General features: G+C 39.3%; 15 protein-coding genes. 5 read left to right on the top strand and 10 right to left on the bottom strand.

The annotated features are described in order from the left end of the window. Positions 1-5: 5 nt before the first annotated feature. Positions 6-1,076, top strand: coding sequence for a DsrE/DsrF/DrsH-like family protein (locus C7J90_RS03660; RefSeq protein WP_103208813.1), 1,071 nt, complete (start codon positions 6-8; stop codon positions 1,074-1,076). A gap of 35 nt (positions 1,077-1,111) precedes the next feature. Beyond that, the gene (gene cstB / locus C7J90_RS03655) at positions 1,112-2,431 is read left to right on the top strand and encodes a persulfide dioxygenase-sulfurtransferase CstB (protein WP_103208815.1); all 1,320 of its coding nucleotides are present in this window, start codon (positions 1,112-1,114) and stop codon (positions 2,429-2,431) included. A gap of 270 nt (positions 2,432-2,701) precedes the next feature. On the opposite strand, the gene mbcS is transcribed toward cstB, so the two are convergent. The 3 genes from mbcS to C7J90_RS12110 form a co-directional block, all read right to left on the bottom strand. Then, positions 2,702-4,282 (bottom strand): acyl-CoA synthetase MbcS, encoded by a 1,581-nt coding sequence (mbcS, locus tag C7J90_RS03650; protein ID WP_103208817.1) that lies wholly within the window; start codon positions 4,280-4,282, stop codon positions 2,702-2,704. 251 nt (positions 4,283-4,533) lie between these two features. Then, positions 4,534-6,153 (bottom strand): poly(glycerol-phosphate) alpha-glucosyltransferase, encoded by a 1,620-nt coding sequence (locus tag C7J90_RS03645; protein ID WP_103208818.1) that lies wholly within the window; start codon positions 6,151-6,153, stop codon positions 4,534-4,536. Positions 6,154-6,230: 77 nt separating this feature from the next. Then, positions 6,231-14,483: a YPDG domain-containing protein gene (locus C7J90_RS12110; protein WP_158701897.1), complete on the bottom strand. Its 8,253-nt coding sequence runs from the start codon at positions 14,481-14,483 to the stop codon at positions 6,231-6,233. A 283-nt stretch (positions 14,484-14,766) separates the two neighbouring features. On the opposite strand from C7J90_RS12110, the gene C7J90_RS03635 reads away from it, so the two are divergent. Next, a complete protein-coding gene (locus C7J90_RS03635; protein ID WP_103208688.1) occupies positions 14,767-15,255 on the top strand; it encodes a cation:proton antiporter regulatory subunit in 489 nt (162 codons plus the stop codon). A gap of 2 nt (positions 15,256-15,257) precedes the next feature. Beyond that, positions 15,258-16,433, top strand: a complete 1,176-nt coding sequence (locus tag C7J90_RS03630; RefSeq protein ID WP_103208689.1) for a cation:proton antiporter — start codon at positions 15,258-15,260, stop codon at positions 16,431-16,433. A 368-nt stretch (positions 16,434-16,801) separates the two neighbouring features. On the opposite strand, the gene C7J90_RS03625 is transcribed toward C7J90_RS03630, so the two are convergent. From C7J90_RS03625 to C7J90_RS03600, 6 genes are all read right to left on the bottom strand, one after another. Beyond that, positions 16,802-17,953: an NAD(P)/FAD-dependent oxidoreductase gene (locus tag C7J90_RS03625; RefSeq protein WP_158701896.1), complete on the bottom strand. Its 1,152-nt coding sequence runs from the start codon at positions 17,951-17,953 to the stop codon at positions 16,802-16,804. Positions 17,954-18,077: 124 nt separating this feature from the next. Next, positions 18,078-18,263, bottom strand: coding sequence for a hypothetical protein (locus tag C7J90_RS03620; RefSeq protein ID WP_103208693.1), 186 nt, complete (start codon positions 18,261-18,263; stop codon positions 18,078-18,080). Positions 18,264-18,327: 64 nt separating this feature from the next. Next, positions 18,328-20,148 carry a cation:proton antiporter gene (locus C7J90_RS03615; RefSeq protein ID WP_103208694.1) on the bottom strand — a complete coding sequence of 607 codons (1,821 nt, stop codon included), beginning with the start codon at positions 20,146-20,148 and terminating at the stop codon, positions 18,328-18,330. Positions 20,149-20,407: 259 nt separating this feature from the next. Beyond that, a complete protein-coding gene (gene rocF, locus C7J90_RS03610; protein ID WP_103208696.1) occupies positions 20,408-21,313 on the bottom strand; it encodes an arginase in 906 nt (301 codons plus the stop codon). A 251-nt stretch (positions 21,314-21,564) separates the two neighbouring features. Next, on the bottom strand, positions 21,565-22,929 hold the full coding sequence (locus C7J90_RS03605) for a YjiH family protein (protein ID WP_103208698.1): 1,365 nt from the start codon (positions 22,927-22,929) through the stop codon (positions 21,565-21,567). Between the two features lie 197 nt (positions 22,930-23,126). Next, positions 23,127-24,053 (bottom strand): ABC transporter substrate-binding protein, encoded by a 927-nt coding sequence (locus C7J90_RS03600; RefSeq protein WP_158701895.1) that lies wholly within the window; start codon positions 24,051-24,053, stop codon positions 23,127-23,129. Between the two features lie 332 nt (positions 24,054-24,385). On the opposite strand from C7J90_RS03600, the gene C7J90_RS03595 reads away from it, so the two are divergent. Further along, positions 24,386-25,744 carry a dihydrolipoyl dehydrogenase family protein gene (locus C7J90_RS03595; protein ID WP_103208702.1) on the top strand — a complete coding sequence of 453 codons (1,359 nt, stop codon included), beginning with the start codon at positions 24,386-24,388 and terminating at the stop codon, positions 25,742-25,744. A 334-nt stretch (positions 25,745-26,078) separates the two neighbouring features. Here C7J90_RS03595 and C7J90_RS03590 read toward each other — a convergent pair whose 3' ends face one another. Continuing rightward, positions 26,079-26,279, bottom strand: coding sequence for a cold-shock protein (locus tag C7J90_RS03590; RefSeq protein WP_103208704.1), 201 nt, complete (start codon positions 26,277-26,279; stop codon positions 26,079-26,081). Positions 26,280-26,306: the final 27 nt, after the last annotated feature.

The following is a 26,306-nucleotide window of genomic DNA, read 5'->3' as shown; positions in this document are numbered from 1 at the left end:
CCATTATGATTCACACACGACATATCAATACACTGAAACGTGAAGCATTAGAAGCACTAGGACAGAAAGGACAGCTCATTGACGTCCGAACAAAAGAGGAGTATGAAGAAGGACATATCAAACATGCAATATTACATCCTTTAGATCAAATTAATTCCTTCGAGGGAGACAAATCAATCATTTACTATATTCATTGTAAGAGTGGTAGACGCAGTTTAGAAGCAAGTCAAATGTTAAGTCGTCAAGGCTTTGATGTTGTTCATTTAGACGGGGGTTACGACGCATACGCATCTAAATATTCAAATGATGAGACAGCCGAACGTCACCATTCAGTCTCTATTAAAAACAACATCAAACAACTGAACTACAGCGGGTTACAATGTCCCGGCCCCATTGTCAATCTAAGTCAAGAAATGCAAAAGTTAGATATAGGTGAACAAGTTGAAGTAACGGTCACTGATTTTGGTTTTTGTAGTGATATTAAAAGTTGGGTCAAGCAAACAGGACACACATTAGTAGATTTAACAGAAGAAACTCATCAAATTAAAGCCGTTATCCAAAAGGAAGATATCTCAAAGAAAAAGGACATGACAGTGACACACCAAAAGAACAACACAACTATTGTTCTATTTAGTGGTGAACTTGATAAAGCCATTGCTGCTTTAATTATTGCAAATGGAGCCAAAGCAGCAGGACGTGATGTCACTATATTCTTTACATTCTGGGGGCTTAACGCCATCAAAAAAGACGATAAAGTTCAAACTAACAAAAAAGGCATCGCCAAAATGTTTGATTTAATGTTGCCAAGCACTCCCGTCAAAATGCCCATCTCTAAAATGAACATGTTTGGCCTCGGTAACCTAATGATGCGCTATGTCATGAAAAAGAAAAATGTAGACTCATTGCCATCATTAATCAATCAAGCCATTAAGCAAGACATCAAATTGATTGCTTGTACGATGAGCATGGACGTCATGGGTATCACCAAAGCAGAACTTCGCGATGAAGTCGAATACGGTGGTGTCGGTACGTACATTGGTGACACTGAAAATTCAAGTCATAATTTATTCATTTAAACTCTCAAATATATAGAAAAAGAAGGCGAGTTCACATGTATTTCAAGTCATTTTATAATCAATATTTATCCCAAGCTTCATATCTCATCGGATGCCAGAAAACAGGAGAAGCGCTCATCATGGATCCTATCCGCGACTTAACACAATATATTGAAGTTGCAGACCAAGAAGGATTCCGTATTACAGCGGCAGCAGAAACACATATCCATGCTGATTACGCTTCAGGTATACGTGACGTTGCTCAAAAATTAAACGCTACCATCTATGTATCAGGAGAAGGCGATGAATCACTAGGCTATCGTAACATGCCAGACACGACACAATTCGTCAAACAAGACGATGTAATATCAATTGGACATATCAAACTCAAAGTCCTACACACACCAGGTCACACGCCAGAAAGCATTAGTTTTTTACTCACTGACGAAGGAGGTGGCGCAACCATTCCTATGGGTCTTTTCTCAGGAGACTTCTTATTTGTAGGTGACATCGGACGTCCCGACTTATTAGAAAAAGCAGTCCAAGTACACGGTTCAACAAAAATCGGTGCAAAACAAATGTATCAATCCATTGAAATGGCAAAATCACTACCAGATCACATTCAAATATGGCCAGGACACGGTGCAGGAAGTCCTTGTGGTAAATCATTAGGTGCCATCCCAATGAGTACATTAGGCTATGAAAAACAAACAAACTGGGCTTTCAATCAACCTGATGAAGCAACGTTTATCAAACAGCTCACAACAGACCAGCCCGCACCACCACATCACTTTGCTCAAATGAAATATATCAACCAACACGGATTTGACTTATATAAACCGTATGTCGTTTATCCTAGCACAACTGAAGAAACATTAGCCTTCGATTTACGTGATAAAGAAGCATTTCACGGAGGACACAAAGCAGGTACGATTAACATTCCGTATCATCAAAACTTTATTAATCAAATTGGTTGGTATCTTGATTATGAAAAAGACATCCAACTCATCGGCGACCGTGAAACCGTTCAAATGGCTACACATACATTACAACTTATCGGCTATGATCGTGTCTCGAGTTACCAATTACCCAAGACTGAAACCATGACAACATCAATAGAAAGCGGTGAAATCACTGGACAAGAAAAAAATATACTTGATGTACGTAACAATGCAGAATGGCAATCCGGACACTATGCGCAAGCCGTACACATTCCACATGGTCAACTATTAAAAGCTGAAATCCCATTCGCTAAAGACGAGCCGCTATACGTTCATTGTCAATCAGGCGTAAGAAGCTCCATTGCAATCGGCATCCTAGAACACAAAGGATACACAAACATCATCAACATCAAAAACGGATACAACCAAAACTGAACAATGGCGCTTAATGCACGTAGTATAACAAGCTTTAAGCAATAAATTCCCTAAGAATTTTTGCGCGAAGTGCGTTATACCTTAGTGCATTGCCATTGGAAAGTAGACAATAACGAAAACTGGACAATGGCGCTTAACGTTCGTATGATAACGGCAGATTCATTAAAATCTGCAAGGATTTTTGGAAGATGTCGTTATCACTTAGAACGTTGCCATTGGAAAGTAGACAATCAAAACAAGCCACCCCATATAAAGAGTGGCTTGCTTTGATTATTCATGATATTTCTTTTGTTCTGCTTCTCTCAATTCAACACGACGAATCTTACCTGAGTTTGTTTTGGGTAAATCGTCTACAAACTCAATCGCACGTGGATATTTATAAGGGGCCACATCTTCCTTCACGAATTGTTGTAATTCGCGGACTAATGCATCACTACCTTCATAGCCTTCTTGTAAAATGACAAATGCTTTAACAATATGACCACGGTCAGGATGCGGACTTGCGACAACGGCACATTCTTTAACCGCTTTATGGTTTGTCAATGAATCCTCTACTTCAAACGGTCCAATCGTATATCCTGAACTAATGATAATGTCATCATTACGACCTTCAAACCAGAAATAGCCATCTTCATCTTGATGCGCTAAATCTCCTGTTAAGAAATAACCATTGACTTGCGCTGACTCTGTACGTTCTTGATCTTTAAGATACCCTTTAAATAAGGCAGGTAAGTCTACTGGCACTGCGATATTCCCTTTTGTATGAGCTGGCACTTCATGACCATCATCATCTACAATAGCAACATCACTCCCCGGAATCGCTTTTCCCATTGAGCCCATACGTGGCGCTGTCTCTTTTAAGAAACCAATGAGTAAAGTACTCTCTGTTTGACCATAGCCGTCACGAACAATTAAATCAAAATGACTTTGGAATTTCTCCACAACATCACGATTCAATGGCTCTCCTGCTGACACCGCACTATGTAAATGTGTCAGATCATACTCGTCAAGATTTTTCAATTTAGACATCATTCGATATTCAGTCGGTGTACAACATAATACATTAACTTTAAAATCTTGAAGCAGTTCCAAATATAATGAAGGATTGAAACGGCCATTAAATACAAAAGCCGTCGCGCCTGATCCCATAATCGATAAGAATGGACTCCACACCCATTTTTGCCAACCTGGTGCAGCTGTAGCCCATACTACATCGTTTTCACGAATACCTAGCCAATGCTTTGGAGCCATTTGCATATGCGCATAACCCCACCCATGTGAATGCATGACTGCTTTAGGGTTACCCGTCGTTCCTGAAGTATAGGAAAGAATAGCTAAATGATCACGTGGCGTTTCAGCAATATCTAATTGATCACTTTGTTGTTTTTTATCCTCTTCAATCGCTATCCATTCTGGGGCTGATCCCTTCACTAAGAACTTAGTCAATTGACCATACTCTTTAACACGCTTAAATTCTTTGATATATTGAGGTAACGTGATAACACCATTCACTTCACCATGTGTAATACGGTACTGTAAATCCTTCGTTCGTAACATTTCAGAACTTGGAATAATCGTAATACCAAGTTTGAGTGCAGCAATATATACTTCATAAGTCTCAATAGATCGTGGCATCATCACCAAAACGCTATCCCCCATTTTAAGCCCATTTTGACTTAAAACATGGCCGAGTTGATTCGCACGTTGAATCAATGATTGATACGTGAGTGTTGTCACCTCCCCAGACTCGCTCCTAAAAATTAAAGCCTTTTTCGTAGCGGACTGAGTATGCTTTTCGATTTCTGAAATAATATTGTATGTCTCTGGTGCTAACAGCTCTGTCTTTTTCATGACTTAAACTTCCTTTCACCTAACATTGTTCTAATGATATCAAAGCATAGACTATGTTGAAAGAAAATAGAATGGATTTATTTTTATTATCCATTAACTTATATCATTATTTTTGATGCTTAATCTTATTTGTAATTCCAAAAATCGTTACCCCTATAAATCCAATCAATGCATTAAGCAAAGAAGTTAAATAGTCCATATTTCCCATATCAAATTAATATTGCAATAAAACCACACCTACACAATACTATTTATTTAAAAACTTTTTGGTATTGAATATAACCTGATAGATAATGTTCAATATCATCAATTCGTACACGAAAGCCGTGATGTTTAATAAAAAAGCTTCCTAAAATGCGTTTGGGATTTTTAAAATACATTGCAATCTCTGGATAAAAGTAACCCGTTCTTTGATAGTCAGCTCTCCGATGAATCGTGCTTAACAATTGCTCTTCATCAATAAGTGATTGAACTAAATCTTCAAATCCATTACGTTTGGCGTCTTGTATTAAATGATACGTAGCCATTAATAATTCTAAAAATGTAGGGAAAGTTGTCTCTCTTTGGTAGATGAAATCTAAATAGTTCGCTACATTCTTTATACCAAATGTATAGTATTGTTCTTTTGGTACAATTTTCACCAACTCATTAGTACAGTATCCTAGCCAATGATCATGATATTTCCAGTAGCCTTCATTAATAAATTTTTCAAATATTTTTTCGACAGTTTCTAACCATTCAGAATGTCCATCTACTTGGTAAAGTCTTAATAAGGCTAATGCTGTTTCTCCTTCATAATAAATAACTCTAAAGCGTTCTTTTATTGATAAATCAGGATAGTTTAATACATGAATAAAATCCATAGAATTCATATTAATCATGGATAGAATCCCTTTTGCAACTTTTTGTGCATATTTTAGGTAATAGTTCTCATCCGGATTCATTTTAATATACTCACAAACAGCAAATATAAAGGCTGCATTTTGGCCTAGCTTAATTTCATTGATACCGTTTGTTTTATCAAAGATATAAGCCTCATCTTCTTTTTCTAATAAGCAGTTCTCAATAATATAATTGAGTGGTTTTCTGACAATACTTACATCTTGATTTAGGTACGATAGCCCTTCTGTCAAAGCATATGTAGACGAAGAATGTCTTAATATATTATAGTAGTTAATTTTTCTATCAAAATGAGGAAAATACCCATATATGTATTCTCCATTAGGTTGTATTTCATTTTTCAAAAAGGTTGTGCTTGTACTTATGAGTTGATCTATTTCTGTATGAAGGTCTTCAATCTTTCGAATCCCTTTCATACCATCAGTACTATGCAATTCTAATATAGTGTCACCTTCAACAAAGTAACCTTTCGTTTGAAATACAACTACATCTTCATTTCTAAAATCTTCAACTTTAAAGTTAATATTCAACTTTCTATAATTTTTTAAATAATGTGTGATGTTATTTTCAGCTATTTCTTTACTATTTTTATCTTTTTTCGAGGGACGCACAAATGCATTTGCGTTTATTTCTTCAGGTAAAAAAGCCAATTGCCATTGTTGATCTAACACGAAACCAAAGTCAATATAATTTCTTCTTGTATTTATGAGCATCTTTTCTACCCTATCAAATGTCATGGTTTCTTCCCCAGTCACCACATCAACTTTAATCCATTTTGGAAATAATCCATTTTTCTTCTTATATTTTTGCGTTTGTTTCATGAGTTGGGATTTTAAATGATTCGTATTTTTGATTAACCTTACGTATGCCTTACTATTTTCATTGCCTAAACTTACAAAAACTTTAGAATATCCATCATGTAATTCATCTATTTTGTGTACCAAATTATTTAGCGTAGTTTCCAATATGATCACCTCTTAACTACTAATTATTATACATAAAGGGGAGCTCAAAGGCTCCCCTTTACATTGTAGTATATTTACATCAATTATTCTTCTTTATTATTACGTTTTTTGCGATTAGCTAATACTAATGCTCCTAAACCTGCAAATAACGTTCCGAATAATGTTGTATTTGCTCCCGCGTTTCCTCCTGTATCAGGTAACGCTTTAGTTTTATTTCCGTTCGTATCCTTATCAGATCCCTTATCCGCGTTAGCGTCTGAATCCGCATCTGCATCAGCATCCGCATCAGCGTCCGCATCAGCATCCGCATCAGCGTCGGCATCAGCGTCTGCATCCGCATCCGCGTCGGCGTCTGCATCGGCATCAGCGTCGGCATCCGCATCTGCATCCGCATCCGCGTCGGCATCCGCATCCGCATCAGCGTCGGCATCCGCATCTGCATCTGCATCTGCGTCGGCATCCGCATCTGCATCAGAATCTGCATCGGCGTCAGAGTCTGCATCTGCATCCGCATCAGCGTCCGCATCCGCATCGGCATCTGCATCAGCATCTGCATCTGCATCGGCATCCGCATCGGCATCCGCATCTGCATCCGCATCTGCGTCGGCATCTGCATCAGAATCTGCATCTGCGTCGGCATCTGCATCGGCATCCGCATCAGAGTCGGCGTCGGCATCCGCATCCGCGTCAGCATCCGCATCTGCATCGGCGTCCGCATCTGCATCGGCATCTGCATCGGCATCTGCATCGGCATCGGCGTCTGCATCGGCGTCCGCATCTGCATCAGAATCTGCATCGGCGTCCGCATCTGCATCGGCGTCAGCGTCCGCATCCGCATCCGCATCGGCGTCCGCATCCGCATCGGCGTCCGCATCCGCATCGGCGTCAGAATCTGCATCTGCATCAGCGTCTGCATCCGCATCGGCATCCGCATCAGCATCCGCATCAGAATCTGCGTCTGCATCGGCGTCTGCATCCGCATCCGCATCGGCATCTGCATCAGAATCGGCATCCGCATCAGAATCGGCATCTGCATCAGCATCTGCGTCCGCATCCGCATCGGCATCTGCATCTGCATCTGCATCTGCATCGGCATCCGCATCGGCATCCGCATCTGCGTCGGCATCTGCATCCGCATCTGCATCAGCGTCGGCATCTGCATCGGCATCCGCATCAGAGTCGGCGTCGGCATCTGCATCGGCATCCGCATCTGCATCGGCATCCGCATCTGCATCGGCATCGGCATCGGCATCGGCGTCTGCATCGGCGTCAGCATCTGCATCAGAATCTGCATCTGCGTCCGCATCTGCATCGGCGTCAGCATCTGCATCGGCGTCCGCATCCGCATCCGCATCAGAGTCGGCATCCGCATCTGCATCTGCATCGGCGTCTGCATCAGTTTCATCTATATCTATAGTAATTTTTATCGGCGTTTCTTCTGTTGACCCATCCGGATACGTCACTTTGATTGGAATATCTACGCTTGTTCCCGGTTCTGCATCCGCCGGTGGCGTTACTGTCACTGTTCCATTATCTGGATCTACTGTTACTGTCCAACCTTCTGGAACACTTGTTGGTGGTACTTCAAACTTCGTACCCGGTGGTAATTCTGTATCTCCCGTTTGTGGTACTGTTACAGGATTGCCTGGTGTTGTATTTCCATCTTCATATCCTGGTGTGTTCTCTTGTGCTTGGTTCGGCGTTACCGTTACCTTAACCGGTGTTTCTTCTGTTGATCCATCCGGATATGTCACTTTCACTGGAATATCTACGCTTGTTCCTGGTTCCACATCCGCAGGTGGCGTTACTGTCACTGTTCCGTTATTTGGATCGACTGTTACTGTCCAATCTTCTGGAACACTTGTTGGTGGTACTTCAAACTTCGTACCCGGTGGTAATTCTGTATCTCCCGTTTGTGGTACTGTTACTGGATTACCCGGCGTTGTATTTCCCTCTTCATATCCTGGTGTATTTTCTTGTGCTTGGTTCGGTGTTACAGTCACCTTCACTGGCGTTTCTTCTGTTGATCCATCTGGATATGTTACTTTCACTGGAATATCCACACTTGTGCCTGGCTCTGCATTCGCCGGTGGCGTTACTGTCACTGTTCCGTTATCTGGATCGACTGTTACTGTCCAATCTTCTGGAATGCCTGCTGGTGGTACTTCAAACTTTGTACCCGGTGGTAATTCTGTATCTCCCGTTTGTGGTACTGTTACTGGATTGCCCGGCGTTGTATTTCCATCTTCATATCCTGGTGTATTTTCTTGTGCTTGGTTCGGTGTTACAGTCACCTTCACTGGCGTTTCTTCTGTTGATCCATCTGGATATGTTACTTTCACTGGAATATCTACACTTGTCCCTGGCTCTGCATCCGCCGGTGGCGTCACTGTTACTGTTCCATTATCTGGATCCACTGTTACTGTCCAATCTTCTGGAACACTTGTTGGTGGCACTTCAAACTTCGTACCTGGTGGTAATTCTGTATCTCCCGTTTGTGGTACTGTTACTGGATTGCCCGGTGTTGTATTTCCATCTTCATATCCCGGTGTATTCTCTTGTGCTTGGTTCGGCGTTACCGTTACCTTCACTGGTGTTTCTTCTGTTGATCCATCTGGATATATTACTTTGATTGGAATATCTACACTTGTCCCTGGCTCTGCATCCGCCGGTGGCGTTACTGTTACTTCTCCATTATCTGGATTAACTTCGATTTCCCAGCCTTCTGGAACACTTGTTGGCGGTACTTCAAACTTCGTACCTGGTGGTAATTCTGTATCTCCCGTTTGTGGTACCGTTACAGGATTACCTGGTGTTGTACTTCCATCTTCATATCCTGGTGTGTTCTCTTGCGCTTGGTTTGGTGTTACCGTTACCTTCACCGGTGTCTCTTCTGTTGATCCATCTGGATATGTCACTTTTATTGGAATATCTACGCTTGTTCCTGGCTCTGCATTCGCCGGTGGCGTTACTGTCACTGTTCCGTTATCTGGATCGACCGTCACTGTCCAATCTTCTGGAATGCCTGCTGGTGGTACTTCGAATGTTGTACCTGGTGGTAACTCCTCATCACCTGTCTGTGGCACTGTTACAGGATTACCCGGTGTTGTATTTCCATCTTCATATCCCGGTGTGTTCTCTTGGGCTTGGTTTGGTGTTACAGTCACCTTCACTGGTGTTTCTTCTGTTGATCCATCTGGATATGTTACTTTTATTGGAATATCTACGCTTGTTCCTGGCTCTGCATCCGCCGGTGGCGTTACTGTCACTGTTCCGTTATCTGGATCGACCGTCACTGTCCAATCTTCTGGAATGCCTGCTGGTGGTACTTCGAATGTTGTACCTGGTGGTAACTCCTCATCACCTGTCTGTGGCACTGTTACAGGATTACCTGGTGTTGTACTTCCATCTTCATATCCCGGTGTATTCTCTTGCGCTTGGTTCGGTGTTACAGTCACCTTCACTGGCGTTTCTTCTGTTGATCCATCTGGATATGTTACTTTCACTGGAATATCTACACTTGTCCCTGGCTCTGCATCCGCCGGTGGCGTTACTGTTACTTCTCCATTATCTGGATCGACTGTTACTGTCCAGCCTTCTGGAATTTTATCCGTCGGTACTTCAAACTTCGTACCCGGTGGTAATTCTGTATCTCCCGTTTGTGGTACTGTTACTGGATTGCCTGGTGTTGTATTTCCATCTTCATATCCTGGTGTGTTCTCTTGTGCTTGGTTCGGCGTTACCGTTACCTTAACCGGTGTTTCTTCTGTTGATCCATCCGGATATGTCACTTTCACTGGAATATCTACGCTTGTTCCTGGTTCCACATCCGCAGGTGGCGTTACTGTCACTGTTCCGTTATCTGGATCGACCGTCACTGTCCAATCTTCTGGAATGCCTGCTGGTGGTACTTCGAATGTTGTACCTGGTGGTAACTCCTCATCACCTATCTGTGGCACTGTTACAGGATTACCCGGTGTTGTATTTCCATCTTCATATCCCGGTGTGTTCTCTTGTGCTTGGTTTGGTGTTACAGTCACCTTCACTGGCGTTTCTTCTGTTGATCCATCTGGATATGTTACTTTTATTGGAATATCTACGCTTGTTCCTGGCTCTGCATCCGCCGGTGGCGTTACTGTCACTGTTCCGTTATCTGGATCGACCGTCACTGTCCAATCTTCTGGAATGCCTGCTGGTGGTACTTCGAATGTTGTACCTGGTGGTAACTCCTCATCACCTGTCTGTGGCACTGTTACAGGATTACCTGGCGTTGTACTTCCATCTTCATATCCCGGTGTGTTCTCTTGTGCTTGGTTCGGTGTTACTGTTACCTTCACTGGTGTTTCTTCTGTTGATCCATCCGGATATGTCACTTTCACTGGAATATCTACGCTTGTTCCTGGTTCCACATCCGCAGGTGGCGTTACTGTCACTGTTCCGTTATCTGGATCGACCGTCACTGTCCAGTCTTCTGGAATGCCTGCTGATGGTACTTCAAACTTCGTGCCTGGTGGTAACTCCTCATCACCTGTTTGTGGCACTGTCACTGGGTTTCCTGGTGTTGTATTTCCATCTTCATATCCTGGTGTGTTCTCTTGTGCTTGGTTTGGTGTTACAGTCACCTTCACTGGCGTTTCTTCTGTTGATCCATCTGGATATGTTACTTTTATTGGAATATCCACACTTGTGCCTGGTTCTGCATCCGCCGGTGGCGTCACTGTTACTGTTCCATTATCTGGATCGACCGTCACTGTCCAATCTTCTGGAATGCCTGCTGGTGGTACTTCGAATGTTGTACCTGGTGGTAACTCCTCATCACCTATCTGTGGCACTGTTACAGGATTACCCGGTGTTGTATTTCCATCTTCATATCCCGGTGTGTTCTCTTGTGCTTGGTTTGGTGTTACAGTCACCTTCACTGGCGTTTCTTCTGTTGATCCATCTGGATATGTTACTTTTATTGGAATATCAACGCTTGTGCCTGGTTCTGCATCCGCCGGTGGCGTTACTGTTACTTCTCCATTATCTGGATCTACTGTTACTGTCCAATCTTCTGGAACACTTGTTGGCGGTACTTCAAACTTCGTGCCTGGTGGTAATTCTGTATCTCCCGTTTGTGGTACTGTCACTGGGTTTCCTGGTGTTGTACTTCCATCCTCATATCCCGGTGTGTTCTCTTGCGCTTGGTTCGGTGTTACAGTCACCTTCACTGGCGTTTCTTCTGTTGATCCATCTGGATACGTTACTTTCACTGGAATATCTACGCTTGTTCCTGGTTCTGCATCCGCCGGTGGCGTTACTGTTACTTCTCCATTATCTGGATCTACTGTTACTGTCCAACCTTCTGGAATACCTGCTGGTGGTACTTCAAACTTCGTACCTGGTGGTAACTCTGTATCACCTGTCTGTGGCACTGTCACTGGGTTTCCTGGTGTTGTACTTCCATCCTCATATCCCGGTGTGTTCTCTTGTGCTTGGTTTGGTGTTACAGTCACCTTCACTGGCGTTTCTTCTGTTGATCCATCTGGATACGTTACTTTCACTGGAATATCTACGCTTGTTCCTGGTTCTGCATCCGCCGGTGGCGTTACTGTTACTTCTCCATTATCTGGATCTACTGTTACTGTCCAATCTTCTGGAACACTTGTTGGTGGTACTTCAAACTTCGTACCTGGTGGTAACTCCTCATCACCTGTTTGTGGCACTGTCACTGGGTTTCCTGGCGTTGTATTTCCATCTTCATATCCCGGTGTATTTTCTTGCGCTTGGTTCGGCGTTACCGTTACCTTCACTGGTGTCTCTTCTGTTGATCCATCTGGATATGTTACTTTCACTGGAATATCCACGCTTGTGCCCGGTTCTGCATCCGCCGGTGGCGTTGCCGTTACCGTTCCGTTATTCGGATTAACCGTTACTGTCCATCCACTTGGTACGCCTCCTTGTGGAATTTCAAATCGCGTATTCGGTGGTAACTGCGTATCTCCGGTTTGCGGAATATTGACGCCCACTCCTGGCTTCGTGCTTCCGCCGTTATATCCTGGCGTATTTTCTTGCGCGTCATTTGGCACAACTCTTACATTTGTCGTTGTATTATCCACAGATCCATCTGGGTACGTTACTTTCACTGGGATATCTACGCTTGTGCCCGGTTGCGCATTCGCCGGTGGCGTTGCCGTTACCGTTCCGTTATTCGGATTGACCGTCACGGTCCATCCACTTGGTACGCCTCCTTGTGGAATTTCAAATCGTGTATTCGGTGGTAACTGTGTATCTCCGGTTTGCGGAATATTGACGCCCACTCCTGGTTTTGTGCTTCCATCCTCATATCCTGGTGTGTTTTCTTGCGCGTCATTTGGCACAACTCTTACATTTGTCGTTGTATTATCCACAGATCCATCTGGATATGTCACTTTCACTGGAATATCTACGCTTGTTCCTGGCTCTGCATTCGCCGGTGGCGTTGCCGTTACCGTTCCATTATTCGGATTAACTGTTACGGTCCATCCACTTGGTACGCCTCCTTGTGGAATTTCAAATCGTGTATTCGGTGGTAACTGTGTATCTCCTGATTGCGGAATATTGACGCCCACTCCTGGCTTCGTGCTTCCACCGTTATATCCTGGTGTATTATCATCTGCTTGATTTCCATCAACTGCTATACTACTAATTTGAATAATACCTTCTCCAACATTACGTTCACCAACTGGATTAGTTGGTACAGTAGATGCTATATCAAAGTTATACTTTTGACCTCTAATTAAGCCTAGATCACTTAAAGATGCAGTATACAATTTCTTTTGATATTCTGCGCTAAACTGTTGTGTCGCTGCATCGTAATTAATCGATACAGGAATTAAACGTTGACCAGACACTTCAGTATTTCTAGTTGTTGTATTTTGTATCAAAAATCGTTTATCTGGTAAGTTATTTAACTTTCTATCTAAAAATACAGGTGCAGCTCCCACTAATTCTGAAGTACCTGCACTATTACTTTTTACAAATGATGCATAACCTTCATTATTATTACCACCTGGCAGTGCAGTTCTATCTGGACCATTTGGAGTTAAGCTCGTATCAATTTTAAATCCTCCAGAGTTCGGCACACCTGTATTATTTAATATTGATCCTCTATTATAGACCTCTTGTCCTGAGCTCTGCGTAAAAATAAACGCAAATCCATCTGAACCTCCCGTTCGTCCCATCGGAGGGTTTGCTACTTTAAAATTCAATGAAAAGTCTTTCGTAAAGTCAAACTTTGTCTTATTAAGTTCTAATACGCCTTTTAATGACGGATTTGGTGTCAACTTTAAAGCAGGCTCTTCTTTATATCCACGACCATTATCATTTAAGAAAGCTGTCGCATATTGTGTATTTTGTGTTTGGCCATATACATTAAAGCTATTAATGTCATTTAAACCGACAATTTCTGTTAAGTCTGTGCTATCTGCGGCATTCAAGAAAGCTACACTTGATTGCTTCTTATCAGAATAACTACGTAAAGTCGCTGGTTGTGCTAATTTCTTTTCATTATTCACTAGCGAGATTAAATATTCAGTCATTAACTCTTCTTCTGTTAATGTTGTAACGTCAAGTTTCTTTTCTTGAATAACACGTTGTAATTCTTCTTCAGTAATACTTAAAGTCTCGGCTGTATTTTTAACTTTCTGTTTAGTATTTGCATGAGCTTGTGTGTTAACTTGATTTACACTTTCATTTTGCGCTGAGTTGTCTTGTTTCGCTGTTGTTTGAGGTTGTATTTCTACTGCACGTGTTTGTGTTTCACTCGACTTCACATCTTTAGTCGCTGATTGCTTCTCTTGTTGTTGACTTACTTCTTCTGATTTCTCTGTAGCAGTTTCTCTGTCAATATTTTGAGAAGGTTGTGTTTCTTCACTTGTCTCTTTCTCTACATTATCAGTATCTTCTAAATTGATATCTTGACCTTCAGTTGTATCTGGACTCGCAGCGTCTTTTTCTGTCTGCTTATTTTCTTCTCCATTTGTCACATTAGGTTTTACATCTTCACTTGTTGCTAACGCTTCATTAGCAACATTCGCTTCTACATTGTCAGTCAGTGCTTCTTGTTCAGAAACATTGACTTCGTTAGCTGCTCCTTCTGATGGTTCCACGTCATCGTCTCCAGTTGCTGAATCTGAAGCCGTTGATGCGACATTAGCCTCTGAAGCTTTGGCGTCATCAGTATTCGCACCAAAAATTAACGTAGCTCCAATTAAAATAGAAGCTGTCCCGACAGTAAACTTCCTAATAGAATATTTGTTTAATCTATTAGGTAAAAAGTCTAATCTTCGGGAGTTAGGCTTTTTCTTATTACTCATTAAATCACTCCTTTGTCTAGCACAAAACATTATTTTTGTGACAATTTTATATTACCATTCATTGCGTATTAGTCAATATAATTTATTAAAATAGTAAGCAGTTTACTTCGATTTTATTTTAAAACATAAAAATGTATTTTTATAAGTGTTGTCAATTCAATTGTGAATTTCATTTATTTCGCGTAATCCGACTCAATTGACCATAAATAGGGTTGACTCTATAATGAAACTATCAATAGCGGAAAGCCGTTTTATTTTGTTATTTAAAGGAGGTTTTTAATTAATGGAATCGCAAATGATACCTGGAGTGGGAACTAAATATTCAATGACGACTTCAAACGACGAAATGATTCATATCATCTTGCACTACAACGGAAAACGTGAAATTTATATCACTGATCAAGACGAAGATGTTATCGCTAATCTCAAATTGAACTCAAGTGAAGCGATGGATGTCGCTTTAAAACTGATGGATATGAATCATGACACGATTGAAAAACAAGAATTTGAACGGTTCTCATTATTACGTAAAGAAATGTTAGTTGACTGGATTAAGGTGGGGAAAGCATCTCCTTTAAGAGATGTTGATGTGGCTCAAGCAGAAAAAAGAGTTCCTGATGGGGTTCATATTGTTGGAATAAGTAGAGGATCTCAAGTGATTCCTAAACCAAATGGTTCCGAAAAAATACTAGAGGGTGATACGCTGCTCGTTATTGGTTATAATGATGCACTTTCTGAATTTGAGGCAGTGTGCAAGCCAAGTAGGATGTAAAAATGGCTATCTTTGATTTTCCTATTCTATTAATAAGTGGATTGTTACTCCTTTTGCTATTTATCGGTGGGTATATTGCTAATCATTTCAATGTACCCGATGTGATTATTTTTTTACTTATAGGGATTACACTCGGATTATTTATTCATGGAACACCTCTTATTGAATTCGCTGCTGAAGTGGGCATTGTTTTAATGTTTTTTATGCTAGGAATGGAGTTTCCGATTCGTCAACTTAAAACAATGGCGATTCGTATCTATAAGCCCGGACTGTTAGATTTAGGGCTTTCGTTTTTTGTGACTGTTGGCTTGTTGTTACTTATGCATCAACCGCTTCCTACTGCTTTATTATTAGGCGGGATTGTTTATGCTACAAGCTCATCTATCACCGTGAAATTATTAGAAAAAAATAAGCGAATGACAACAAAAGATTCTAATTTTTTATTGGGTTTACTCATTTTTGAAGATATCGTATCACCTATTCTGGTCGCAATTATTGCAAGTATGTATTTGAGTAATGCAATATCAATAGGCAATCTTTCTATTGTACTACTTAAAATTATCGCTTTATTAATAGGGGCTATTCTTTTGGGGCATTTTGTATTCAAAAGATTGAACCAATTTATTGAAAAGTATACTAGCGAGGACTTTTTTATACTGTTTATTGTGAGTATTGGGCTGAGCTATGCGGGGCTTGCTTTGTATCTCGGTTTATCTGAAGTATTTGGCGCTTTTTTGGCAGGCATCATGTTGGCAGAAACTCAAAAACCTTCTGCGCTCCAACAAACGGTTCGAAACTTAAGAGATTTATTAATGCCTGTATTCTTTATTAATTTTGGAATGACTATTCAACTGACTAATGGGATTCCAATGTGGGAAACATTATGTGTACTCATTGTGTGGTCCATCTTCGCCAAACTGATTGTTGGTTATGTCGGGGGCAAGCAATATGGTTTGAGGCCTCAGCCCGCCATACGCGCAGGATTTTCATTCACACAGCGCGGGGAATTTTCTATCATTATAGCCGCCTTTGCAAGTGCACAAATCAAGACATTTAGTGGGATTTTCATTTTAATCTCCGCCATCATCGGCGTCGCCCTCTTTCAATATGCACCACAAATAGCCAAAAAATTAACTAAACAAAAAACAATCAAAAACAAAACAACCCCACTCCCTTAACAAGGTTGTTGAGATTGCGCTTTGACTTCGAGCAGAACCTAGCAGTGAACAAAATTGTTCCTCAAATTTTGTGAAAATGTGTAGTTCTGTTGAGAAGTCAGCAATCGAAACACCGTCTATCACAAGGTTGTTGAGCATGCGGTTTGAGTTTGAGCATAACTCGAGTAATTCAAAAAATTGTTCCTCAAATTTTGAAGAATTGCGAAGTTATGCCGAAAACTCTGCATGCGAAACACCGTTCATCAAGGTTGTTGGGTTTGCGCTTTGACTTCGAGTAGAACCTCATAGCTGCACAAGATGATTCACCAACATTTGTGCAGCTGTAGCGTTCTCTTAAAGCGTTACTGTATCCAAGCTTCATGAAAAATTTATGATTTTAATAAAGCTTCGACGTCATCACGCTTTTTATAACCATTTGACCAAAACACTGCAATAGGTTGATTGTGATCGTCATAATAGGTTGCTGCAAACTGGCCTGTTGCCATCTCACCTTCAACTTTCACATCTTTCCAAGTTTTAGCATGACCTAGATATTCAAAGTTTTCATCATATTGATCAGACCAAAAATAAGGGATGACATCATATGCATTTGATCTAGGGTTCATAATGTTCTGTGCAATTGATTTTCCTTGATTAAATGCATTTTCCCAATGTTCGACTTGGATTAATTCACCTCGGAATGGCCATAGCGTTGCGTCTCCCGCTGCATAAACATCCGGTAATGACGTCTCTCCATATTCATTCACAATATAACCTTTGTTCGTTTTGAGATCTTGATGACGTATCGCATCATTAAATGTTGCACCAATACCTATTAGCAATAAATCTGTCGCAAGCGTACGCCCCTCTTTTGTCACAACTTGTTCTATTTGCTGATCACCTTTGACTGCTTCAATCTCATCATGCGTGATAAATGTAACACCTTTGGACTCATGAAGCTTTTTGATATAACGTCCGACTTCTTGACCTACTACTTTTTTGAGTGGTATATCTCCACGGAGGACTACAGTGACATCAACGCCATATTCTCTTAATGAAGCTGCAATTTCTAAACCTACAAAGCCTCCACCAACAATGACTGCTGATTTTGCTTTTTGTGCTTGTCGCTTTAATGCTAATGCATCTTCAAAAGTTCTTAAATACAAGACACCGTCTAAATCGCTATTCAAATGTGGTAGCTTTCTTGGAGACATTCCTGTTGCAAGTACGAGCTTATCATATGGGTATACACGTCCATCTTCTGAAGTCACTGTTTTTTCTTTTGGATTAATTTGATTAATCGTGACTCCTAACTCTAGATTAATTCTTTTGTTTTCATAATATTGGTCTTTTTTGAGCTTTGGTGGTGCTTCATTTTCTTTTTCTTGCATCCATTCTTTTGAGAGTGGTGGTTTGTCATAGGGTAATGATTGTTCAGCACTGATTAAAGTAATATCTCCCTCAAAACCATTACGTCTTAATGCAGAAGTGGCAAAGGTACCTGCAATAGAAGCACCAATAATAACAACTTTTTGAGTCATACAAAATCCCTCCATCTCTATCTCTCTTATCATCAACTTAAACTGAATAGATTCCAATTACAATTTTTTAGCTTTATATTTCTAAAGAGATGTGGTGTACACCTCCCTACAGTCATAACTTCATTTAGAAAAATAACTTGACTACTCCTGCTAGCATCATAATCGCAATAATTAATGTCACTATAAATTTAGCTGTGAGAAATTGCTTTTTTTCATTTAATGTTTCGCTTTTATCTTCTGACAGTAACTCCGCTTCAATTTCCTTGTTAATTCTTTCTAATTCTTCATTATGATTTGTTTGATTTTCCATATTAACGCTTATCACCTTTCGATATATCCTTATATGTGCCTAAACTATTCTTTTAGCACATTCTTTATTGATCTTCATTCCCGTTTTTTAATGATGAAATTGTAGAATGAAAGTGTTTCAAGACACCATAAATACCTGTTTCCTTACCCAATAATGCATGATTGACCGTTTGAAACGCTATTTCTTTATTGTCATCAATATAATAAAGTAATAAATCATCATCTGTAATGGTGGATTGTTCAGATGCATCTATTTCTGTAATACATTTTGTTTTAACATATTGATTCAATTCTTGGTATGAAACGCCTTCTTTAAAAAGGATATGATTTGAAATTTGCTTTCCGACACGGTGCTTCATATTCTTTTGGTGATTAGAGCTATCAACCATAAACACATTTTTAAGTCCGAATTCATTCGTCAACTCAGTAAATGCATAAGCATTCACCATCAAAGACGACGTCAATAATAAACTATAATCATATCGTGTCAAATCTGCATAAATACGTTCATGATGTGCAAGTAAATTACCTTCAAATGTTTCAAATCCTAATGCCTCTGTTTGCGTTACACCTCGCTGTTTTTGTAAAAAGACCATAATCGGGATATGATGTTGTTTCAGTACTGTCCCGAGATGATTCGAAAAGGCGCTTTCACCGACGAGTAAAACACCAGAGGGCTCATTACTCGAAACCTTAAAGCGTTTTGCGATCGTTTTAAAACTAAAGCCGTAAAATACAACGGTAATGAAGACAAAGCCAAATGTAACCGATGTAATATACTCTGCTTTTGGGACATTCGCATCAATTAACAATGTCGAAAAGAACTCAGCCACAGTTAGCACGACAATCCCTCGTGGCATAATAGCGCTTAAAAATCGTCGCTCATTGCTCGCTATCTCTGTGTTAAGTGTTGCAACAAAGATTGAAATAGGTCTAACACATACAATCATGACAAAGCAAAATAAAATAAGCCACCAATTGAATGTTTCTTTTAAGACATCCATCGTTAAAGATGACGTAATCAAAATAAAGACAGTGGACACTAAAATCATTGATGTATGCTCAATAAAATGATCCGGCTCACTATATATAAAGTCTCCACGCTTAAACATTGCTATACATAACCCAAATACTGTTACAGTTAATAACCCTGATTCTGGTAAGATAAAATCACTAATACTAAAAATAAGTAGCACGCATACAAATTGAATCGGTGCAATCAAATTTTGAGAGATGCGATTTTGTTCAACAAGCCACTTGAATACGTATGCCACTAAGATACCAATCAGTGCTGCAGCTACCAATTCTACTAAAAACACAAGAATCACTTGAAAACCAAAATCTTGCTTAATAACAAAAATAATAAAATATAGCCCCAATGCGACCATTGGACCAATTGGATCAAGAATGATACTCTCCCATCTTAAAATCGTATCGACATTATTTTTAACTTTAGTCTGCTTAAGTAAAGGCTGTATCACAGTTGGACCGGAAATTAAAAACAAGCCTGCTAGTACGGCTGAAATGGATAACGGAAAAGACAAAATATAGTGCAACCCAAGCATACCCAAAAACCAGGAAATAGCAGCCCCTATAGACAATATTTTTACCAATGCTTTAGAGACGCCCTTTAGCTCTCTAAAGTCTAGATTACTACTACCTTCGAATAAAATAATGGCAACAGCCAATGAGACAATCGTACTGAATATATCATGACCTAAGTGCTCTTGAGGATTGACTAAACCAAAGATTGGACCAACGAGTAACCCAACAATTGCCATCACGACGATTGCAGGCCACTTCAGTAAATTCGCAATCCACTGACTCAAAATACCTAGCGTGAGAAATAATACCAAAGATAAGGTTAATGGTAATTCTAAATTCATGATTTCTCCTCACTTTCACTCATTTCGTCATATATTATAGCAATATTACCAAAAGATGTAGAGGCTGACACTTCTTACACATTGAAGGTTGCATTTACAGTGAGTCAACTTTTGTTTAACGTGAAACATATTAGTATTTTAATCATCATACTTATTTAAAAGACAGCCATAAAAAAGAAGCACTAAGACGCATTTCTATTAAAAAGCATCTTAGCGCTATTTATTTTGGGATTGATGTCCCAGTGTGTCTTCACTTACATTATAATAATGTCTCACCAAAGAAAGAACCTAAAATAGTAACAGCCTGTTCTGCTGTACGATTACCTTCATCTAATAGAGGGTTTACTTCAACTAAGTCTAAGGACGTAATTAACCCTGATTTTTGAAGCAACTCCAGTGCATAATTGGTTTCACGATACGTCAAACCGCCCGGTACTTTTGTTCCCGTTCCAGGTATTTCAACTGGATCTAATGCATCTACGTCAAAGGATAAATGAATGCCGTCTGTACGATCCTTTAAGTATGCAATAGTTTCATTAATCACTTGACCAATGCCCAATTCATCAATATCTGCCATTGTATACGTTTTAAGGTTATGTTTTTTAATATACGCTCTTTCACCATAATCTAAATCACGCATCCCAATCAGCACAATATTTTCAGGCTTAACCTTTGGACTAAATCCACCTAAATTAACGAGTTGCTCATCACCCTCACCTGCTAACATGCGTAAAGGCATCCCATGAACATTGCCCGATGGTGATTCTTCAGGCAAATTCAGATCACCATGGGCATCATACCAAATGATACCTAACTCTTTGTAATGCTCGCTCACACCAGATATTGAACCAATCGCAAGCGAGTGATCTCCACCTAAAATCACTGGAAAATGATTATTTGAAATACTTTCAGACACCTTATCTTTAAGTGTATTTGAAAATGTTAAGATTTCATCATAATTTTGTAGACCTTCTTGTTGTGCATAGAATTTCTCTAAGTTGACCTCTGGTGTTGGTATATTACCGCTATCAATGACATCATGGCCGATGCGTTTTAAACGCTCAACCGCACCTGCATAGCGAATAGCGTCTGGTCCAAAATTAACCCCTAATTTTTTTTGACCAAACGTTGTTGGTGCGCCAATGATTTCGATTGTTTTGCTCATATGAACACATCCCCTTCTTTTAAATAAGCATCATCTCTTAAATAAAAAATTCAGTCGATATGCTGATCATACTTTCTTTGTTATTAGCATAATTTTATAAAATTAATAAATCAAGCAACAACTTCTTATGCAATATTTTTAGAAATTTATTTTATAATGAAAATTGAATATTTATAAGCGCATTAGTATACAATCTGATTAATCTTGAATAAATGGGGTCGTTTTATACACTAAAAATTTTTTTATTCCTTTTAAAATGTAAATAAAAGATGACCCATTAACGCAATAATAGGTAATGCAATAATGGTACGAATTAAGAAAATCGCAAACAACTTTGGTAAGCTAACAGGTATTTTAGAACCTAATATCACACCGCCTACTTCAGACAAATATATCAACTGACTCACACTTAAAGCACCCACAACAAAACGTGTTAAATCACTTGATACACCTTCAATAAGTAATGACGGTAAAAACATATCCGCAAAACCTATAAGTACCGTTTCTGAAGCTGCTTTCGCATCAGGAATTTGTAATAATTCAAAAATAGGTACAAATGGCAAACCAAGTACTCTAAATACCGGTGTGTAAGTTGCAATAATTGTAGCTAATGTCCCAATCGTCATCACAACTGGCAATACTACAAACCACATGTCGACAACAGTTTTGAACCCTTCTTTAAAAAACTTGAATATACCAGGCGCTTTAATCCCTTGAATAGTCCCTTGTTCAAAACCATATACAATCGCATTTCGGTCACCCAGTTGTTGTTCTTTAAGTGACTCATTCATTTTATTATCTTTAAAAGCATCTGAAATCGTACTGAGTGGCCATATTCTTGGCATTATAATCGCACATACTAAACAAGACACAATCACAGTAAGATAAAAGTAATAAAAGTGATGCGATAATCCAATTGTCTCTGCAATTACGATGACGAATGTAATAGATACAACACTGAACATTGTCGCAATAATCGTTGCTTCTTTGCGCGTATAATAACCACTATTGTATTGCTCACTCGCAATCATCACACCAATTGTTCCATCTCCTAAAAATGAGGCAAGGTTAATTACTGTCGAACGCCCTGGCAACTTGAATAAAGGCCGCATGATAGGTCTGAATATAGGACCGAAAAACTCTAGCAATCCATATGAAATCAGTAATGGTAAAAACAAACCTGCAAAGAAAAATACTGTCACTAGAGTTGTCAACAAGCCATAAAACACTAAATCACCTGTGTCTTCTGAATATATAAACTCAGGACCTATCTTAAGATAGATACACCATGCAAATACGACTGCAAGCAATCGAATAGCGATCCATATTGGTGTAACAGCAAACGTTCGATACAATTGACGCTTTGGATTTAATTGCTTTCGAAAAACCGTACTACATAATAATGTTAAAACACCTGATATTGTAATAATCAGCATAATTAAGATAGGTATACCATCACCTAATAATGTCTTAGCTTGATTGGCAAGCCAAGCCACAGGCAATGTGGTTTTACCATTGACGGGTATAGGGAGTAAAAATAAAAAAACACCTAACAGTGACATCGCTATAAACTTTGTCCTACCTATAACCATCTCTTTACGCGAAACATCCTTCATGAAAAAAGTTCCCCCTCTTTTGTAAGCCCTTTCATAAATAGTACCATAATCTATAAAAAAAGAAACATTATTTTTTATAGCTTAGGAGGCACTCTTGTATCATCTTGTCTGCTCAAAACCTAGATTTTAAAAACTCCTTTTGAAAATACATATGATTGCATTAATCAAGCAAGTCATCATTAACTATGATTTAAGTATCATGACATATGCATTAATTGAGATTTCATTTGTTGACGTACTGCTTCTATAGAGAGCCAGTCACTAAATGAGGCATCATTGATTTCTAAAACATGTCCATTTTGATAGGCAGTTAGGTTACGCCAAACGCTTTGTGAAAAGGTATCATCAACTGATCGTCCTGCGTTTTCAGGTAATAACACAAGATAATCTGCATCAATTTCTGGAATACGCTCATTGCCAATGCGTACTTGTCTATTCTCTTTTTGTGCATCAATGATACTTTGTGTTTTCTTCGGAACGGTTAGCCCATATGCATCGTATAATACTTCGGATCCCCGACTCATATTTCTGCCTGATATGACATTGTATTTAGGTTGCGCTTCTAAAATTGTAGCTGTTTTATCTTTAATCTTATCTCCTAAATCTGCTTTATCTTTGGCGATTTGCTTATCCCATTCTTGAATAATGTGATTTGCTTTATCCTCTTTTCCGACCATTTTCGCTTGAATTTTTAGTGCTTCTTTAAAATCCATATCTCCGCCTACATCAAGTGCTAAAGTGGGTGCGATTTTTGTATACTTTTTGAAGTTTGGGTCAGAACTATACGTAATAATTAAATCTGGCTTAGCACTTGCCACCTTCTCAACATCATCATTACCCACTGTTTCAATACCTTGTGTTGCATTTTTAATAACATCACTTTCTTTAGCAAATTCGTTGATGAGTATCGGTTTTTTATCTAATTTAATGAAGTTACCAACATAATGAAAGTTCAACATCGCTATACGCTTTGGATTTTTTGGGATTTCGACTTTATCATTTTTGGCATCTGTATATATCGTCGTCTCTTTATCTGATACGTTTTGTTTTGATTCATTGTTTTGTGTACCACACGCTGCTAGGCAGACCAGAAACGTTAAAGCTAAAACTAAAATCTTTTTCATGATTAAAACCATCCTTATGAAATTGTCTATCATTACTATAAATGAGAATGATTATCATTTCAATAAAAATCAATACGTACACTTTCGACATGTCTCATCATACGAGATATGACACAATTACTTTTTCACATCCATACAAGAATACCATTAACTCAAGACACCGGTTAGACTAACCGTAAGTCAACCTTCACACTGACCTCTTCTCTATGGCTGACATCTTGCTTTGAGTCAATCAGTTGAGTAGCGCAGTGAAATTCATTATTCTTAAATCAGTTAAAAGTGATAAGACTGTGAAAGTGGATCCACTATACTGATTAAAGGATGATGTTTTTATGACGAAACAATATGACGTATTATTTTTAGGAAGTGGCCATGCTGCTTGGCACGCTGCACTCACCCTAAGTAAAGCAGGTAAGTCTGTAGCAATGATTGAGAAAGATCGCATTGCTGGAACGTGTACGAACTATGGATGCAATGCCAAAATTGTGCTTGAATATCCCTTTGAAATTCTAGAACAAGCATCACATTATCCAAATATGATTAATACAACTCGCCTTAAAGTCGATTGGGATACACTGATGCAACATAAACACCGAGTCATCGATCCTCTAGCGGGTCATCTACAGCACCTTTTTGAACAAAATGGTATCGATATCATACGCGGCTCTGGTCAACTCGTCGATGAACATACAATTCAAGTTGATCATACCTTATATTATGGTGCACACATTGTTATTGCCACGGGGCAACGTAGTCATCAATTAGACATCAAAGGACAAGCATTAACACATGATAGCCGTGACTTTTTATCATTAGCACATATGCCAAAACATATCACTTTTCTTGGTATCGGTATTATTAGTATTGAATTTGCTTCAATAGCCATCAAATCAGGTGCAGAAGTGCATATGATTCATCACAACGACCGACCTGTTAAAGGCTTTTATCATAAACATGTCACAAAGCTCATCGAAAAATTAGCCAATGAAGGTGTTCATTTTCATATGAATGAATCTACTCAATCTATAACACAACACGGACAATCCTACACAGTCACTACAGCATCTGGGCTTAACCTTCAAACACATTATGTATTAGATGCAACTGGTCGAATACCTAATGTAGCGTCTATTGGCTTAGATACAGTCGGCATTGTATACTCCAAAAAAGGCATTCAAGTAGATGAATATATGCGTACTTCTGTACCACATATATATGCCAGTGGAGATGTGGTGGATAAGACGATCCCAAAACTGACACCTACCGCAACATTTGAATCAAACTATATCGCATCTCATATACTCAATCCTGACCAACAACCCATCACTTATCCAGCAATTCCTTCTGTACTTTATACATTACCTAGACTTGCAAATATTGGTGTCAGCATTGAAGAAGCTATTCAAAATGACAAATATCGTGTCGTTGATATTCCATTTGGTCAGCGGATGGCCTTCGAATATAAAAATGAAACCGATGCCCAAATGACCATCGCTTTAGATGAAGCAAATCATTTAGTAGGTGCTGCAATTTATGCAGATGATGCTGCTGACCTTATTAATATACTTGTCTTCATCATCAATCAAAAATTACAAGCACAAGACCTCAATCAAATGATATTCGCTTTTCCAGGTGCTTCAAGTGGCGTCATTGATCTGTTAAAAGAAGCGATGATGACTGAGTCACTCTAGTCGCTCATTATTGGATAGGTCTAACAAAAAACAGGCTGAGGCATAAATATCTCGAAGTTTTCTTATATTTAGATGATTCATTAAATGATACAAAAGTGACTTTTTTTAAAGGATTTTAATGTAAAATTACATTTATATCACGTCGTATTGTTGGCGAGATTCCTGAGGGAATAGGATGAGCGTCGAGACCGGGGCTCGACCCATCCGCGAGCCAAACAATACGAATGATTGATAAAGGAAAAGCGTAGAGATGATTCATGATTGAATCATCTCTACGCTATTATTTGGGGATTGATGTCCCAGACTTTTTCCCATATATTCAATTGTCTTAACCTTACATTATGACAACATTTGTAGCTTGTTCACCACGTTGACCTTCGATAACATCGAATTCAACTTTTTGGCCTTCTTCTAATGATTTATAGCCTTCTCCAGCTATACCAGAGAAATGCACGAAAACATCATTGCCATTTTCTCTTTCAATAAATCCAAAACCTTTTTCTGAGTTAAACCATTTTACAGTACCGTTATTCATATTGAATACCTCCATGTGCTTTTGCAC

Source organism: Staphylococcus felis (genome assembly GCF_003012915.1).
Lineage (GTDB): Bacteria > Bacillota > Bacilli > Staphylococcales > Staphylococcaceae > Staphylococcus > Staphylococcus felis.
Note: the sequence above shows the minus strand (reverse complement) of the source record. Positions and strands in the feature narration are given on the sequence as shown.